This window comes from Flavobacterium rivuli WB 3.3-2 = DSM 21788, from assembly GCF_000378485.1.
In the GTDB taxonomy this organism is placed as follows: domain Bacteria; phylum Bacteroidota; class Bacteroidia; order Flavobacteriales; family Flavobacteriaceae; genus Flavobacterium; species Flavobacterium rivuli.
In genome coordinates, this window is record NZ_KB899970.1 from 293,420 (window position 1) to 311,084 (window position 17,665).

A 17,665-nucleotide genomic window follows, 5' to 3' on the forward strand; every position below is an offset into this window, starting at 1 on the left:
TTTATAAACTAAAGAGGGAATTTTTATTTAATGCTTTTACTAAAGGTTCTGTGTTTTTAAACAATACCGGATTTTTAAAAGCTTCTATGTGTCGCTCGTGGTGCACGTCAGATCCTGTAAAATCTATCATGTTGTTGTCGAGTAACTTTTTGCAAATTTCTAATACAGGTTTTCCATAATAGCCGGTTACTGATAGAAGGTTTATCTGGAAAAGGCAGCCTACTCTTTTAAGTTTTTCATATTCTTCAAATTTAAAATGGTAAAATAAATACCGCTCAGGGTGCGCAAGTATAGGTTTATAGCCTGCCAGTTGCAGTTCGTAAAGTATGTCATATAGCTGTATAGGAGCATTTAAGTAAGACATCTCTACTAAAACATAATTGTCTTTTATCGTGAGTAAAGGCTCGTTTTTAATAAGTTTTAAAAAAACGTCGTCCATTAAATATTCTGCAGCAGCCTTAAAGGGGTTGTCTATATTATTATCGTCTAATAATTTTTTTGTTGTGGCTTCTTTTGCAGTAATACCATTGTGCGTATTATTCCAAACTCCGGTAAGTACATGCGGAGTGGTTATAAACTGCGAAAAACCATAGTTTTTCAGGCTTGTAACAAGGCCTATAGTATTATCGTCATCTTTAGAGCCATCATCTATACCCGGTAGCAAATGAGAGTGAATATCTACATAATCATCTGGTATAAGATCGACGAGGCGTTTCTTTGGCTTGCTGAAAATAAACAAAGTAAAATATATTTATGGTTGCTGGTAAAAATACCGATTTTTATAAAGTGCCCGGTTTTATTTTTTAATTAATTGCACAGGCAAAATATTAAATCGTGACATTATTGTTCTTAGTAATAATATCGTTATTAGTGCTATAAGAGGCAGTACTATTATTAGATGTGGTTTGTTAAGCATAAATACAATATATACTGCCAAACATAAAAAACATAGATATACCACTACCTTTTTTGCTTTTATATTGTTCGTAAATATAAAGTACAAAAGAATTAAAAATAATGGGTTAATAAGCAATACATTGTAGTTGTGAGAAATTTCTGTATGGTAAGAATATAAGCCTACAAACGTAAAGAATACTCCAAAAAGTCCGAAAATAGCCAGGAGCGACCTCTGTATAACTTTATTGCGCGAAGCTATCATTAATAAAAGGCATACTGCTGCATAGGTATAGTAATTGTTCCATAAAGAAGTTTGCTCCTGCGCTGTACTTTTAATAACCGTTACAGTTGGCTGAGATAAAGGCTGTGAATTAATTTTTGTATTGTTAACACCTTCTAATAATTGCTGCGGCAGAAAGAGCCTTTCCATTGGCCTGTCAGTTCGGTATCCAAAAATAAGGCTTATACCAAGGTTTTCATAGAAACTATTGTGCAGGTACTCGATAACAATTTTTCGATACGTTTTACCCTCGTCTTTATTTTTCATAGATATTTTGCCTGGTACCTGTGCATTGAGTACATCGGCTACCATTGTGGTGCAATTACGCTCAAAATATTTGTAGGTATAAAAACGTTTGTCAGATAGTAAGGTCGTGCTTAAATCGGTTGCGATTGCCTGTTTTTGCTCAGCAGATAAGTTAAGTTGCTGCTCATAAAGATCCCGGTTGTAGTACTGGTAGGTATAAACAAAATCCTGATAAGAGCTTGTTGAAACAAAGTATTGCAAATCTCCTTTTATAAACCTCAGGTAAAAGTTTGGCGTGTCGAAATCAAAAGTACCATAGTTATATACTACATCTACGCCATGTAAAGGGTCGTGAACACGCAGGGCCGTATGCCCAAAAACAGAATAAAGTTCTTCACCGGGCCCACAGGTAAGAAGGCTAATAGTTGCACTTTCGGATAATGGTACCTGTGCAAAAGATTTAAAGGAAGAAAATAGAATTATAAAAAATGAAGCCAGTAAAACAGTTGTGCTGCGCATTGGGGATACAGATTATTATCTGCTAAAGATACTTAAATCTACTTTAAGAGAAAATATATTTGAGTAAAGCGCTACGCTTTGGTTGCCTATATCTGTAAGGGCATAATCTACCTGTATACCCCTGTAGCTAAAGCCAAGGCCTATGTTAGGCTGAAAAGTAAGGTTTTGGGTATTGTCCAGTTGTGTCTCGTTCTGAAAATTACCTACACCGGCCCTTAAAAAAACAATATCAAGATATCCGGCCTCAAAACCTACAGCAGGGTCTATGCTTACAAAATCAAGGTTTACAATATCATTTGTTTTAGCAAACTGCATGTTTAGGTTAGCTGCAGCTTTAAGGCTCATTTCGTTATGAAAAACAAATTTTTTAGAAACCCCAAGTTGTGCTTTAGGTAATGTTATTTCTGTAGTTTCGGGCAGTTCCTGGTTTTGACCGGCAACAGCACCGCTTACGGTTGCAAATTCTTCTTCATCAATATTCCAAACATTATAAGTAGTGGTAATATCGCGAAGCATAAGCCCCCACTTCCATTCGTTTTGTGTTTGGTACTGAAAGCCAACATCGAATCCAAAGCCGTATGAGTTTGCAAATTTGCCTATTATACGACGGATAACCTTAGCATTAATGCCATAAGTAAAACCGTCTAACGGCAGGCTGCGTGCGTAAGATAGTGTAACGCCATAATCTGCAGCCGAAAAAAGGCTTATCCGATTATAGTCTATATTTCCCTGGTCGTCTATAAGTTGGGTGGTGTTAAGAATGTCATCTACCCCAAAACGAATAACAGAAATACCAAGTGCACTTCGGTCGTCTATAGGCATAGCAAAAGCGGCATAGTCGTACTGGGCAATATTTGCAAAATAGCTGGCGTGCATTAAAGCCATTTGCTTGGTTTTTACCTGCATAAGGCCTGCGGGGTTCCAGTAGCCACTGTTTACATCGCCGGTTCCTGCGGTAACAGCATTGCTCATACCCAGTGCTGCTGCATCTACACCTATACTCATAAACTCATTAGAGTATTTTCTAACGGCCTGGCTATAAGCAAGAATAGGTGTTGTAAGTAAGAGTGTTAAAAGTAACTTTTTCAATGCGGCTATTTTGTGCAAATATGATATAAAATTCTCAATTACTAAACTCCAATTCTATTAACTTATTGTATTAACTTTGTAGTAAAAATAAATAACTGCTATGTCCTTTAAAAAACATGTGCCTAACATTATAACCCTGCTTAACCTTTCATGTGGCCTTGTTGCCCTTGTGTATGCATTTAATACATATTGGCCTATGGCTTTTTTATGGGTTTGCCTTGGTATATTTTTCGATTTTTGGGATGGTTTTTTTGCACGCATACTAAAAGTGCCAAGTGCATTAGGGTTACAGTTAGACTCGCTTGCAGATATGGTTACCAGTGGCGTTGTACCGGGCATGGTAATGTTCCAGATGTTGGTGGGCATTGCAGATAACCAGGAGGAAGCAAATCTTTCGGCAGATAATTTTTACTTAGGCATACTGCCTTATTTTGGTTTTATAATAACACTTGCATCCTGCTACAGGCTGGCTAAATTTAATATAGATACCCGCCAGACAGATTCGTTCATTGGCCTGCCTACACCGGCTAATGCTCTATTTATAATGAGCCTGCCGGTTATATTAGCACACAGCGATGGCGACAGTTTTGTATTTAGTTTTTTGAGTAATCCTTACGTACTTATAGGCATAAGCCTGCTTAGCGCTTTTATGCTAAATGCAGAGATACCTTTGTTCTCACTTAAAATAAAATACTTTAACTGGGAAACCAATAAGCTGCAGTTTGTGTTCCTTATTATTTCTATCTTATTATTGTTCGTATTGCAATACCTTGCCATACCGGTTATTATATTGTTTTATGTAGCGCTATCTGCTGTAAATAATAAATTTTGGGCTAAGGCATAAATATGAAGCGCACGCCGCCACCTAAAAAAAAGCCGTCTCCCATTCATGCTGCTGCCACCGTTCATAGAAAAGGGGTTCGCAAAAGTGTGAAAAAAAAGGCACCGTCTAAAATTACCCCCGGCAAAATACTTAAGTATTCTTTCCTGTTGCTGCTATCGGCATTTATTCTTGCAGCCGGTTACCAGTACCGCCATGGTTTTTTATACTATTTGGGTTTTAAAACCAATAAGCATATTGAGAACCTTACTAAGGAAGAGCGCAAAATTGCCGATGTTCGTAACTACGAAATCATAAGCCGCCATAAGGATAAAATTTTTGGGTTAGATATATCTCACTATCAGGGCTACGTGAAATGGGATAGTATAGAACGCATTAAGGGAGAATTTCCACTCGATTTTATGTTTATTCGCTCTACTACGGGGGTAGATGATGATACCCGCTTTAAAGATAACTGGATAAAGGCTAAACAAAGTGGTTTTTTACGTGGTGCCTACCATTACTACCGGCCTGATGAAAACTCTGTAAAACAGGCAGAAAACTTTATTAATATGGTTAAGCTTAGTAAAGGCGACCTTCCGCCCGTTCTGGATATAGAAAGGATATCGGGCAGGCAAAGCCTGGACAGCCTAAAGAGCGGACTTAAGCGCTGGCTTACGGTTGTTGAAAATCATTACGGGGTTAAACCTATTATTTATAGCGGCGAAAGTTTTTATACTGACTTTCTGAAAGAAGAATTTGAAGGCTATAACCTATGGATAGCTAACTACAGTTTTTTTGAAGATAAAATTCGGGACGAATGGCTTTTTTGGCAATTTACAGATAAAGGTGCTGTTAAAGGTATAGATGGCAATGTAGATGTTAATATTTATAACGGAACATTACCGGAGCTAAACGAACTACTGATTAAATAAATATCATGCTGCAAAATGCCTTTAAATCATCTTTCAGGTACGATATAATTGTACTCAGGGCAATAGCAATAATTGGGGTAGTGCTATACCACTTTAAAGTGAATTTTTTTGAAGGCGGGTTTGCCGGGGTAGATGTGTTTTTTGTAATATCTGGATATTTAATGAGCCGCGTTATTCTTGGCCAGATTAATAAAGGAACATTTTCTTTTGGTAACTACTTCGAAAAACGGTTGTACAGGATTGTGCCTGCCTTGCTTTTTATGGTTGCAACAGTTGCTGTAATTTGTTTTTTTACCTACCTGCCTTATGATTATAAAGCAAACCTGCAAAATGCCGAATCCAGCATTCTTTTCCTTTCGAATATTTTTTATTGGCACAATTCTCCCTCTTATTTTGATGCTTCGGCAGATACTAATTTGTTTTTACATACATGGTCGCTATCGGTGGAATGGCAATTTTATCTTGTGTACCCCTTTATTTTGTTACTGTTTGATAAACTGTTTAAAAACAGGAGCACATTTAGTACTGCATTTATAATCTTCACAATTATATTTTTTGCCGGCTCTGTAGCTACATCTAACTTTTACAACAGTAGTTTTTCCTTTTACATGCTGCCTACCCGTGCCTGGGAAATGCTCTTGGGTGGGGTTGCGTTTTTTGCCGAGGGTAAAATTAAAAATAGTACAGGGCAAAAAACTTTAGCCATTACAGGATACTTGCTTATTTTATCCGGCTTTTTTATACTGAACGAATCCTTGCTTTGGCCGGGATTTTATACGCTAATACCAGTAACGGGGGCTTTTTTTGTTATTATAGCTAACTACAGTAATTTTATGCTTGTCAGGCAAAGCAGCCTTCAGTTTATTGGCAAAATATCCTACTCGCTGTACCTGTGGCACTGGCCGGTTTATGTTATATCTCAATACTACGGGTTAGGTACCGGAGTGGTGGCGGTTGTGGTATATAGCATCCTCTCGGGTGGTTTAGCGTATGTGTCTTACAAATATGTAGAATCTGTACAGTTTAACCGTAAAAGGGTAGTAGTGCTGGGTGTAGCTGTATTGTTTACAGGTGTTTTTGCAGCAGATTATTTTAATGCAAATAGATTACTTTATAGTAATAAAACACTTTTAATTGCTAATAATATCGGGATAAAGCAAAAGCACTTTTATAATCAGTACCGTAAAGACACCTGCTTTGCAGAGTCTATGCGTATTTATAAAAATAAACCCTGCCTGTGTTTTGAAGCCGGTAAGAAAAACATACTGCTTATTGGTGATAGCCATTTAGCGCAACTTTCGCAATCGTTGCGGGAAGGTTTAGCTAAAGACAATTTGCATTTTTTACAGGCAACGGCTCCGGCTACACTGCCCACTATAAAAAGCTATTACAATAAAAAAAATAATCTTCGCGAACTGATGGATTTTACCTATCACGATTTTATACCAAAAAATGCAGGCAGGATAGATGGAGTTATAATTAGCGCAAACTGGGCCGGCCAGCGGGTAGTGGACCGGGACAGCATTTTATATGGTATTAAAGAAGCCGTAGTTTATATAAAGCGGTACAATATACCCGTGGTAATAATTGGCCAGACAGAGCGTTACTCTGTGCCATACCCCACGGTAGCTGCCCGTAGCTATAAGTATGGTTCCAATAACCATCAGTTTTATTTAGATGGCTATACATTAAAGATAAATAGTTTTTTAAAGGATAATTTAAAAGGTGTTTATGTTAATGTTCTCAATGAACATTCTGTACCACCATTATCTCATAAAAATGTGACCTATATGCGCGATAAAGATCATGTTACTAAATATGGTGCCGACTTAATTGTGGCAAAAATTAAGAAAGATGCGGCCTGGAAAAGATTTATTACTGACTTACAATAGAACGATTATTACTCAAATTTCCATATACCCCAGGCCGCGGGGGTAAGCTCTGCTTCAGAGGGTATGTCAGATATTATGCTTGTAGCTTTATTGCTCCAGTATGTCCGTGCTATTGTTTGTTCGCCATCTCCCCTCAATATGCCCAAGTCACCTTTTATGGTCATACCTGCTTTTGGGCTTAATTTTAAAACAGACAGCGGTATAGAAATTTCATAATCGCCATCTTTAGAGGCCGCGAATTGTATTTGCGAACTAACGTTTTCTACTTTATCAAACGTTATGGTGCGCTGCGGAGAAGAAAATGGTACTCTGTCTGCCTGTTTTGTTCCGGCAACTACCTGCTTATATAACAGGGCATAAGGTTTGTTATTTATAATAGTAACTAAAAATCGTATATCGCCTTCGGTTGCCTGCGTTCTTTTAGCATTGGCATTAGGGTTAGTACCTATCATAATATCCAGTGCTCCGCCGGTTTTAAAAGGTGCGTAGTCAAACTCGCCTGTGTTTTTAAGTAATTTACTATCGCCGGTACGAAATGCAAAATACATTTTTCCGGAATTTACAGCTACCGCTGCTGTTATGTTATAAGGTTTATTGCTGGAATTAAAATTTGCTTTTACGCCTCTTTTATCAATGTCTGCCCAGCTCGCAGTTCCCCATTCCTCTGGATTTCCGTCTACTTTAATTTCTTTGTTAGTAGCAATCTTAAGTATAGTGCTGCTTGTTGTAGAGCTTAAGGTTTTAGCATTATTAAGGTAGTCGTTACTCTTGTTAATGTCTTTTTGGCTAATTGTAATTGGTATAGATTGTAGTCTCTCAATAGTTTGTAAACCATTTATTTGAACTAAGCTACTGCGGGCTCCGTCCTGTAGATATACATTGCCATCATTGGTCTGTACAATTGTAGGCCAAAAGTTCTCTTCAGATAATGTGAGGCTGTCAAGATCCATACCACGTACAGGTTTTTCAATGTTCCATTTCATACCTGCCCGCATGGGTTTAAACAATGTGGTAACAAAAAGTCCGTCGGCAGTAAATATATAAACCATACCATGATTGCTGTTAACAGCCCATAATGCATCCCTGCCATCTTTTTGATTAGTATTAAAAAGGCCACCCAGCAAACGGGTAGTGCCTATAAGCTCTCCCGAAAAATCGGGTAGGGGTGCATAATGAGATGCATGCAGGCCCGGCCACATATTAGGGTAGCTCCATAAAGGTTTGCCATCCTTAGCTCCTGATATGGAATATTTGCTGTAGTTGCCAATTCCTTGTGTAGTTATCATCCATCCGTCTTTGGCAGTAAGTATCTGGTCACCGCCGGATGATGCTTTACCCGATACATCTTTAACAAGAACTGTAAACGTGTCAATTTTATATATGGGGTTGTTTTCTTTGGTATATTCGGTAGGCTTAAACTGTACAGCCTGCTTATTGAGAGATAAACAAAAAGAAAGATCGTTTTGTACGGTTACTCCTGTAGCTTTACCTGTTGTTATCGTTACTTCATCAGGCTGCACCTGTGCATCGGCATTAAGGTCGATCCACATAAAAAAGCTGTCAATTTTATCCGGTTTTTTAGTTTTTTTATTTAGTGAACTTTCAGGCCAAGCCGGCAGGAAATTGTCCTGTAATAAAACATCCCAAAAAAGGGCGTCCCCCATAGCTACATAAGGATAAAGTTGACCATTTCTTTCTGTAAATAAAAAGGCAATGTTAGTACCGGCAGTAGGCTCAGAATTATAGCAATTTGTGAAAAATCTTTTTTCGTTATGGTAAATCGCCGTTTCAGGAGAGGCTATCCTCTTTGGTAATTTAAATATATCAGTGTTCCTGTATAATATATTGGTAATTATATTTTCGCCAGTCTTCCAGTCAATTTTAAATTCCATTGTTCCTTTTTCCCGATTGGCATAATAAAATTTATTTTTATCCTTATAATCTACGGTTCCACCGCCGCCGTATTTAGATGGCCCATAAAAAGCGGTTATCAAATCGCCATTTAAAGACCATACACTTACCCTTTTTGGTAGATAGTCATTTTCTGCTACCCAAAGCTGCTGCTTCGAGTCTATGGTTATTCCGGCAGGATTATTCATGTGTAATGGGTCATATTTTCCTGCTATAGACTTACCTGCTTTCCCAATGGCGCGAATAAATGTTCCGGTTTCATTAAATATTTTCACCTGATTGCTGTTACCGCCGTCGCTTATATAAATATGTTCTTTAGTATCTAAAGCTATGCCTGTAGGTGTCTCTAAATTTTTAGTAATAATTGCTTTTGGAGCTTTTATAACAGGTGCGTTAATATCGTCGTAGCGTAAAAGCTTTTTAGCACTGATTACAAACAATTGACCTTTAGAGTTAAATGTAAGCCCTTTGGGCGAATCAATATTTATTTTTTTTATTACAGTGCCGTTTTCAAGATCAATTACTATTAGTTGGTTTTGTAAACTTACAACACCTTTATTATTGTAAACTGCCAGCCCGTTTATTTCACTTTCTATGTTTAAATTTACATCTCTGTTGCCTAATGTATATTTTAATATTTCTTTATCCTTCTTTGTATTAATACCAGTTATACGTAATTCAGATGTTTTTCTCTCTTTATCCTGGTACCATACAGAGGCGGCGTAGGCAAACATATTTTTATCTGCTTTATCGCCTGTGTCTCTTGCTAAATAAGGAGCACCGGTCCATATACCCCCAAGCCATTTTTTGCCTCCCAGTTTTTTCCCGTCAAGGTTTGTCCAGATAAGGGCATCCGGACCTTCGGTTACATAAGATCCAAGATAAACTGCGGGTTCTCCTGTGGGAGACTGGTTTGCTGGTACAAATAATGCTGCCTGGGGTGGAGAATGGTTTGCCATCCATCCGCCCGTACCGGTAGGAGTATGCCATGCAGGTGTACCAGCATTGTATAAAGAAAACTCATAAGTAGGGGTTATCTTAGAGTGAACTATACCCCGCATAATATAATTTCCCGGTTGTACAAATTTGCCGGGTATGGTATATAAACCGTGGGCTGCAGCATCTATATCTCTGCCAAGATCATCAAGCCCGTCCCAGTACACCTTATTTTCGCCGGATTCAAACCACACTTCTGATATAAGGTTGCGCACCCGCTCGCCGTCCTTGTTGTCTATAACAAAAGTTACGTAACCGCCCCGTTTTAAAGTAAAGGGTATTGCTATCTGCGATTTATCCCTTACCTTATCTTTTTCCGCCTGAGCAAATGCAGTATTAGCTATTATAAAGCAATAGCCTATAGCGAAATATAAAATGTTTTTTAGAAGTTTATTGTAAGTAAAAATTTTAAAATGTGTCATAAATTGTCTGGCGGCTATATGTTTAAAGAAAACACTAATACATGTAATTGGTGTAAAATATAAAACGAATAAAAGGATGATAAATTACGTTTTATTTAGTTGATAAATCCTATAAATTAACGGTTTAAAGAATAAATTATCATTAAATGTGTGTTTTTATAATGTTAAATGTGTTGATTGAAAATAGTAGCAATAATTTTGATAATATGTTAAGAAAAATCTCTAGCTTTTGTATATTTGGCTCGCAATAAATCGATTAATTTATCATTATTTGATAGGCATTAATGAGGAGAATTATATAAAGATAAATTTGTTAACCAGTTTGGCTTTATGCTTTAAATTATAGTGTAATTATATTCAGACATATATTATTTAATTCTTTTTTTAATTCCATAGTAAATTTTAAGCCTTGAAATTAATATAATTCATAATAAACACTATGTTACAAAGTAATTCTAAAACTTCTTTTAGGTATGATATTAATGCACTCAGGGCAATTGCAATAATTGGAGTTGTATTTTATCATTTTAAATTTAAATTTTTTACGGGAGGCTTTTCCGGGGTAGATGTTTTTTTTGTCATCTCTGGCTATTTAATGAGTCGTGTTGTAATCAATCAGATTGATAAAGGTAGTTTTTCATTTGTTAATTATTTTGAAAAGCGGCTTTTTAGAATTGTTCCTGCTTTGCTTACTCTTATTGCTATAGTTGTAACGATTTGCTTTTTCATTTATCTCCCGGACGATTTTGTAATAAATCTTAAAAATGCGGCTTCCAGTATTTTGTTTCTGTCAAACATTTATTATTGGCGTAATCCTGCTTCTTATTTCAATCCAAGTGTTGAAGAAAATTTATTTTTACATACATGGTCACTTTCTGTTGAATGGCAATTTTATTTAATTTATCCTTTTATCCTGCTTTTTTTAAACAGAGTATTTAAAAAGAAATTGATATTCAAGACTATGTTTATAGCACTTACTGTGATTTTATTTGCAGTTTCTATTGTAGCGTCTATATATAAAAGTAACTTTTCTTTCTATATGTTGCCTACCCGTTCATGGGAAATGCTTTTTGGTGGTATCGCGTTTTTTTTAGAAAGCAATGTAAGAAACATAAAGTGGCGCAAAATCATAGCGCTTGTTGGCTACTTTCTTATTTTTGTAGGCTTCTTTACTTTTACGGAGTTATTTGTTTGGCCAGGTTATTTTACATTAGTTCCTGTAATAGGTACTTTTTTTGTTATCATAGCTAATTATAATGACTTTATTATTGTAAAGCTTAAAAGTTTTCAGTTTGTTGGTAAAATTTCGTATTCATTATACTTATGGCATTGGCCGATATATGCAATTGCGCAATATTATGGTTTTGGAACAGGAATAATAGCATCTGCTGTGTATTGCGTGCTTTCTCTAATTGGAGGATATTTATCTTATAAATATATAGAGTCTATACAGTTTGAACGTAAAAGAACAATATTTGCCAGTATAGTAATATTATGTGTAGGGGTGGTTTCTTTGGCGCATTTTAATGTAAATAGACTGCTTTATGATGATAAAACAATAGTAATTGCAGAAAATGCACAAACTAAGCAGACTCCTTTTTATATTCAATATGGAAGCACTTGTTTTGTGTCGTCCTATAAGTCTCTTGACGAAAAAGAATGTATGTGTTTTGCCAATGGAAAAAAAAACATCTTACTTATTGGCGATAGCCATTTAGCACAATTATCGCAGTCCTTACGTGAAAATTTTGCTCGCGATAACATTAATTTCTTACAGGCCACCGCTCCCGGTACTTTGCCTACGGTAAAAAATTATTATGATAAAAAAAATAATTTAAGGGAATTGATGGATTATATTTACAAAGATTTCATTCCAAAAAATGCAAGCAAGATAGATGGTGTTATTATAACTGCAAATTGGACACGGCAAAAAGAGGTTCAGCAGGATAGTATTCTTTACGGTATAAAAGAATCTATTGCATATCTTAAACATTACAATATACCAGCTGTAGTAATAGGTCAGACTGAAAGCTATAGCGTTTCTTATCCTACTATTGCAGCCAGAAACAACCAATACGGTGTGGATGTCAAATTTTACTTAATTGATTATGGATTACAACTTAATAGTTACCTAAAGTCTAATCTCAAAGATATATACATTAACGTGCTTAGGAACGATAGTGTTCCTCCGTTGTCTGCAAAAAATGAAACGTACATGCATGATAGAGATCATGTTACCAAATACGGTGCCGACCTCCTAATAGAAAGAATAATAAAAGAACCGATTTGGAGAAACTTTGTAAATAAGGTGAATAAATAAACCGTTTATTTACTATTATACAAAAAGACAGGCGATTGCCTGTCTTTTTTGTATAATAATGAATGTCAATTTACAATTCTTCCTGTTCCGGTACTTGTGCCGAAGCGCCTTTAGGTAAGTGAAAATCGATTTTCTTTTTACGGAGCTCAAAATTTTGGCCAAGGTATACTTTACGCACCATTTCGTCCTGAACCAATTCTTCCGGAACACCGGCCTTAAGGATTCCACCTTCAAACATCAGGTAAGTTTTGTCTGTAATGGCAAGGGTTTCCTGTACGTTATGGTCGGTAATAAGGATGCCTATGTTTTTGTCTTTAAGTTGTGCTACAATACGCTGAATATCCTCTACAGCCACAGGGTCTACCCCTGCAAATGGTTCATCAAGAAGAATAAACTTAGGATCTGTAGCAAGGGCGCGGGCAATCTCTGTACGGCGACGCTCACCACCCGATAATAAATCGCCGCGGTTGGTGCGTATGTGCTGCAAAGAAAACTCGTCTATAAGGGCTTCCATCTTAGCTTCCTGCTCTTTTTTAGACAAGGTAGTAAGTTGTAGTACGCTAAGTATATTATCTTCAATACTCAGTTTCCTGAAAACCGATGCTTCCTGGGCAAGGTAACCAATACCGTTCTGGGCACGCTTGTACATAGGGAAATCTGTAATTTCCATATTGTCAAGGTATATCTTGCCGCTGTTAGGTTTAACGAGTCCTACAATCATGTAGAACGATGTGGTTTTACCGGCACCGTTAGGGCCCAGCAAACCTACAATTTCGCCCTGGTTAACCTCTACCGATATGCCTTTTACAACGCTACGGCCTTTATATGTCTTGATAAGGTTATCTGCCCTTAATTTCATAATACTCTGTTATATTGTTGTTTCGCCTGCCTGCTCTTCGAGTGCTTCCCAAAATTCGTAAGCACGGCGCAGGTGAGGTATTACTATGGTGCCGCCCACAAGGGTTGCAATGCCCAGCGCCTCCATAACCTCGGCTTTGGTAAGGCCTTCTTTGTGGCTGGTTTCAAGATGGTATTTTACACAGTCGTCGCAGCGCAATACTGCCGATGCCACAAGGCCAAGCAGTTCTTTTGTTTTAACATCAAGCGCACCCTCCATATAGGCATTGGTGTCCAGGTTAAAAATACGCTTAATAACTTTGTTGTTGTCTGCCAGTAACTTGTCGTTCATTTTCTGGCGGTAGTCGTTAAATTCCTGTACTATATTATCAGCCATTGGTTTCATCTATTTTAGGTGTCTTATTCATACGGGCAGCAATAAGTATACTTGCCTCAAATAATATAATAAGTGGTATGGTAACTGTCATCTGGCTCACAACATCGGGTGGGGTAACAACAGCGGCTACAATTAGTATAATTACATAAGCATAACGCCTGTATGTTCTCAAAAATGATGCCGATACTATTCCCAGCTTGGCAAGGAAGAATATAATAATGGGCATTTCAAATACCAGCCCGCATGATATTACCGTAGTTTTTACAAGGCTAAGGTAGGAGTCAAGGTCAATATTGTTCTCTACCACTTCACTAATCTGGTAGTTTGCCAAAAAGTTAATGGACAGCGGCATAATAAGGTAATACCCAAAAAGCACCCCCAAAAAGAAAAGAAGCGATGTAGATAGTATAAAAGCAATCGCATTTTTCTTCTCGTTGTCGTAAAGTGCCGGGCGTATAAACTTCCAGAACTCCCATAAAATAAAAGGAAATGCAAGGATAAGGCCTGCTGTTATAGATGTCCATATATCTGTAGAGAACTGCCCGTCCATAGTACGGGATTGTATTTTAAAAGGTATCTCTGTAATACAAAAACTTTTATCGAGGTCATACTTATTAGCCAGTTCGCAAAAAATGCGGTAGGTAAGAAAACTTGATTTTTGTGGTGCAAATATTATTTCTTCAAATATAAATTTGCTAAAAGTAAAAGCTACACATCCGCCTATTAATATGGCAATGGTACTGCGTACAAGCAGCCAGCGCAGTTCTTCAAGATGATCCATAAACGACATTTCGCTGCCGTCCTTTTTGTTTTTTGCCATGTTACAGTATCCCTTCTTTAAGTATGTCGTGCAGGTGCAATACGCCCTTATATTCTCCGTCGTCTACCACTACAAGTTGCGTTATAGCGTAGTTTTCCATTGTGTTAAAGGCATGGGTTACCATGTCTTTACTGGTTATTGTTTTTGGGTTTTTAGTCATTACATCGGCAGCGGTAACACCGGCTATGTTGTCGCGGTCGTTAAGCATGCGCCTTATATCGCCATCGGTAATTATGCCTATAACCTTATTATTCTCTACCACTGCGGTAACACCAAGCCTTTTTTCAGATATTTCCATGATAGCCTGCTTAACGCTGCTATACGGCCCTACCACAGGTTTATGTGTACCATCGAGCATATCGCCTACGCGTAAAAGTAATCTTTTTCCTAATGCGCCACCGGGGTGGTATTTAGCAAAATCATTACTTGTAAAGCCGCGCATCTCCATTAGGCAAACGGCAAGGGCATCGCCCAGTACCAGCTGTGCCGTAGTGCTGTTAGTAGGGGCAAGGTTATCCGGGTCGGCTTCCCTGTCTACATACGCATTAAGTACATAATTAGATTGCTTGCCTAAAAAGGAACTTTTATTTGCTGTAATGCCAATAAGTATGTTGCCGTCGCGTTTTAATAGCGGAGCCAGTACTTTAATCTCGGGGCTGTTGCCGCTTTTAGAGATGCATATAACCACATCGCCGGGCTGCACCATACCCAGATCACCATGAATGGCTTCGGCGGCATGTAAAAACAGGGCAGGGGTTCCGGTAGAATTTAGGGTGGCTACAATTTTTGCAGCAATAAGTGCGCTTTTGCCTATGCCTGTAATTATCAGGCGGCCGGTGCTTTCATAAATAATTTGTGCGGCTTTGGCAAAATCGTCGTCAAGGTACTGCACGAGGGCAGCAATGCTCTCACTTTCAGAAAGTATGGTTTTTTTGGCAGATGCCAGTATTGCTTCGTTATTGATCAAGCTTACGAATTGTTTAAAAAGTTGCGGGTGTAAAAGATTTTTGTATCTTTATGTTCTGCAAATTTATGTAAATTACTATAAAGATATAATGAAATCGACCGAAATTGACTTACATAAAGAGTTAAAAAAATATTTTGGTTTTAACAAATTCAAGGGCCTTCAGGAAGGTGTGGTTCAAAGCATCATCTCTGGCAACAACACATTTGTAATAATGCCTACGGGTGGCGGTAAATCTCTTTGTTACCAGCTGCCTGCCTTAGTGCTGGAAGGGACAGCCATAGTGGTTTCCCCGCTAATCGCGCTCATGAAAAACCAGGTAGATGCTATACGCAGCCTGTCATCTGAAGCGGGAATAGCCCATGTACTAAACTCATCGCTTACCAAAACAGAAATTAACCAGGTTAAAAAGGACATTACGTCCGGACTTACCAAACTGCTTTACGTTGCCCCCGAGTCGCTTACTAAAGAAGAGTATACCGCGTTTTTAAAAACGGTGCCTGTATCTTTTGTGGCTATAGACGAGGCACACTGTATATCGGAGTGGGGACATGATTTCCGTCCGGAGTACCGTAACCTGCGAACCATAATCCGTAATCTTGGCGATGTACCTATTATAGGCCTTACCGCCACGGCAACACCCAAGGTACAGGAAGATATACTTAAAAACCTCGACATGAGCGATGCCAATACCTTTAAGGCATCGTTTAACAGGCCCAACCTGTATTACGAAATACGCCCTAAGGCAAAAACTGTCGAGTCGGATATTATACGTTTTATCCGCCAGCATAAAGGTAAATCGGGCGTTATTTACTGTCTAAGCCGTAAAAAGGTAGAGGAAATTGCACAGGTATTACAGGTAAACGGCATTAGTGCTGTGCCTTACCATGCAGGGCTCGACGCTAAAACCCGCGCACGCCACCAGGACATGTTCCTTATGGAAGATGTAGATGTGGTGGTTGCTACCATTGCCTTTGGTATGGGTATAGATAAACCCGATGTTCGTTTTGTAATTCACCATGACATTCCTAAATCGCTCGAAAGTTATTATCAGGAAACAGGTAGGGCTGGACGCGATGGTGGCGAAGGACACTGTCTTGCCTACTATGCTTATAAGGACATAGAAAAGCTGGAGAAATTTATGAGTGGCAAGCCTGTAGCCGAACAGGAGATAGGTTTTGCACTATTGCAGGAAGTTGTGGCATACGCCGAAACATCTATGAGCCGCCGTAAGTTTTTGTTACACTATTTTGGTGAGGAATTTGATGCGGAAACCGGGGATGGCCATGAAATGGACGATAACACCCGTAACCCTAAAAAGAAAAAAGAAGCAAAAGACGATGTGGTTACCCTGCTTAAAGTGGTTAGGGATACCAAAATGCTCTATAAAAGCAAAGAGATTTTATTTACACTTACCGGTAAGGTAAACGCTGTAATTAAAGCCCACCGTACCGATGCACAAACATTTTTTGGAATAGGTAAGGAGTTTGAAGAAAAGCACTGGATGGCTCTTTTGCGCCAGGTGCTTGTAGCAGGTTACCTCTCTAAAGATATAGAAACGTATGGGGTTATAAAGCTTACACCTGCGGGCGAAGCTTTTATTGCCAACCCTAAGTCGTTCATGATGACCGAAGACCACGACTTTAATGAAACTGACGAGGAGGCAACTATTACAGCAGCAAAATCGGCTGGAGTGGCAGATGAAGCGCTTAATGCAATGCTTAAAGACCTGCGTAAAAAAGTGGCTAAAAAGCTGGGTGTACCACCATTTGTGGTATTTCAGGATCCGTCGCTTGATGATATGGCACTTAAATATCCTGTATCTATAGAGGAGTTAAGCGGTGTACATGGCGTAGGCGAAGGTAAAGCTAAAAAATATGGTAAAGAGTTTGTAGAGTTGATAGCGCGTTATGTAGAGGATAACGATATTATGCGCCCTGACGATCTTGTGGTTAAAACTACCGGAGCTAACTCGGCCTTAAAATTATACATCATCCAGAATATAGACAGGAAGCTTTCGCTAAATGATATTGCAAAAGCTAAAGGCCTTGATATGGATGCCTTGATGAAGGAAATGGAACAGATTGTCTATTCCGGTACAAAGCTTAACATTAAATATTGGATAGACGATATACTTGACGAAGACCAGCAGGAAGAGATACATGATTTCTACATGGGGTCAGAGTCTGATAGTATTAAAGACGCCCTTAAAGAATTTGATGGCGACTATGATACCGAAGAACTAAGGTTGATGCGTATAAAGTTTATTAGCGAAGTAGCTAATTAGCAGTTTTACAGTTTCACTCTCAGTTTACAGTAA

At 38.2% G+C, this 17,665-nt stretch carries 13 protein-coding genes; 5 read left to right on the forward strand and 8 right to left on the reverse strand.

All coding sequences use genetic code 11. From position 1 onward, the window contains the following. Window position 1 precedes the first annotated feature (1 nt). From F565_RS0112350 to F565_RS0112360, 3 genes are read right to left on the reverse strand one after another with little or no spacing between them, the layout of a single operon-like run. Window positions 2-739 carry a tyrosine-protein phosphatase gene (locus F565_RS0112350; RefSeq protein ID WP_035642153.1) on the reverse strand — a complete coding sequence of 246 codons (738 nt, stop codon included), beginning with the start codon at window positions 737-739 and terminating at the stop codon, window positions 2-4. 57 nt (window positions 740-796) lie between these two features. After that, on the reverse strand, window positions 797-1,942 hold the full coding sequence (locus F565_RS0112355; protein WP_020213549.1) for an Lnb N-terminal periplasmic domain-containing protein: 1,146 nt from the start codon (window positions 1,940-1,942) through the stop codon (window positions 797-799). A 15-nt stretch (window positions 1,943-1,957) separates the two neighbouring features. After that, window positions 1,958-3,031: a putative type IX sorting system protein PorV2 gene (locus F565_RS0112360; RefSeq protein WP_020213550.1), complete on the reverse strand. Its 1,074-nt coding sequence runs from the start codon at window positions 3,029-3,031 to the stop codon at window positions 1,958-1,960. A 100-nt stretch (window positions 3,032-3,131) separates the two neighbouring features. Here F565_RS0112360 and F565_RS0112365 point away from each other — a divergent pair, with 100 nt between their 5' ends. The 3 genes from F565_RS0112365 to F565_RS22395 are packed head-to-tail and all read left to right on the forward strand — an operon-like array spanning window position 3,132 to window position 6,678. Beyond that, entirely contained in the window at window positions 3,132-3,875 is a 744-nt protein-coding gene (locus tag F565_RS0112365) for a CDP-alcohol phosphatidyltransferase family protein (RefSeq protein WP_020213551.1), read from the forward strand. Window positions 3,876-3,877: 2 nt separating this feature from the next. After that, on the forward strand, window positions 3,878-4,786 hold the full coding sequence (locus F565_RS0112370; RefSeq protein WP_020213552.1) for a glycoside hydrolase family 25 protein: 909 nt from the start codon (window positions 3,878-3,880) through the stop codon (window positions 4,784-4,786). Window positions 4,787-4,791: 5 nt separating this feature from the next. Continuing rightward, window positions 4,792-6,678: an acyltransferase family protein gene (locus F565_RS22395; RefSeq protein WP_020213553.1), complete on the forward strand. Its 1,887-nt coding sequence runs from the start codon at window positions 4,792-4,794 to the stop codon at window positions 6,676-6,678. An 8-nt stretch (window positions 6,679-6,686) separates the two neighbouring features. Here the strand turns inward: F565_RS22395 and F565_RS21570 are convergent, their stop codons facing one another. Beyond that, on the reverse strand, window positions 6,687-10,007 hold the full coding sequence (locus tag F565_RS21570) for an NHL repeat-containing protein (RefSeq protein ID WP_020213554.1): 3,321 nt from the start codon (window positions 10,005-10,007) through the stop codon (window positions 6,687-6,689). A gap of 439 nt (window positions 10,008-10,446) precedes the next feature. Here F565_RS21570 and F565_RS22400 point away from each other — a divergent pair, with 439 nt between their 5' ends. Beyond that, entirely contained in the window at window positions 10,447-12,327 is a 1,881-nt protein-coding gene (locus F565_RS22400; RefSeq protein ID WP_020213555.1) for an acyltransferase family protein, read from the forward strand. Window positions 12,328-12,397: 70 nt separating this feature from the next. Here the strand turns inward: F565_RS22400 and lptB are convergent, their stop codons facing one another. From lptB to F565_RS0112405, 4 genes are read right to left on the reverse strand one after another with little or no spacing between them, the layout of a single operon-like run. Next, window positions 12,398-13,186, reverse strand: a complete 789-nt coding sequence (gene lptB, locus F565_RS0112390; protein ID WP_020213556.1) for an LPS export ABC transporter ATP-binding protein — start codon at window positions 13,184-13,186, stop codon at window positions 12,398-12,400. A gap of 9 nt (window positions 13,187-13,195) precedes the next feature. Further along, complete coding sequence (locus F565_RS0112395) at window positions 13,196-13,570, reverse strand: carboxymuconolactone decarboxylase family protein (RefSeq protein WP_020213557.1); 375 nt, start codon at window positions 13,568-13,570, stop codon at window positions 13,196-13,198. Next, on the reverse strand, window positions 13,554-14,381 hold the full coding sequence (tatC, locus tag F565_RS0112400; protein ID WP_020213558.1) for a twin-arginine translocase subunit TatC: 828 nt from the start codon (window positions 14,379-14,381) through the stop codon (window positions 13,554-13,556). The genes F565_RS0112395 and tatC overlap by 17 nt, the downstream gene beginning before the upstream one ends. 1 nt (window position 14,382) lies before the next feature. Continuing rightward, a complete protein-coding gene (locus tag F565_RS0112405) occupies window positions 14,383-15,348 on the reverse strand; it encodes a KpsF/GutQ family sugar-phosphate isomerase (RefSeq protein WP_020213559.1) in 966 nt (321 codons plus the stop codon). Window positions 15,349-15,436: 88 nt separating this feature from the next. Here F565_RS0112405 and recQ point away from each other — a divergent pair, with 88 nt between their 5' ends. Next, a complete protein-coding gene (gene recQ, locus F565_RS0112410) occupies window positions 15,437-17,632 on the forward strand; it encodes a DNA helicase RecQ (protein ID WP_020213560.1) in 2,196 nt (731 codons plus the stop codon). Window positions 17,633-17,665 lie beyond the last annotated feature (33 nt).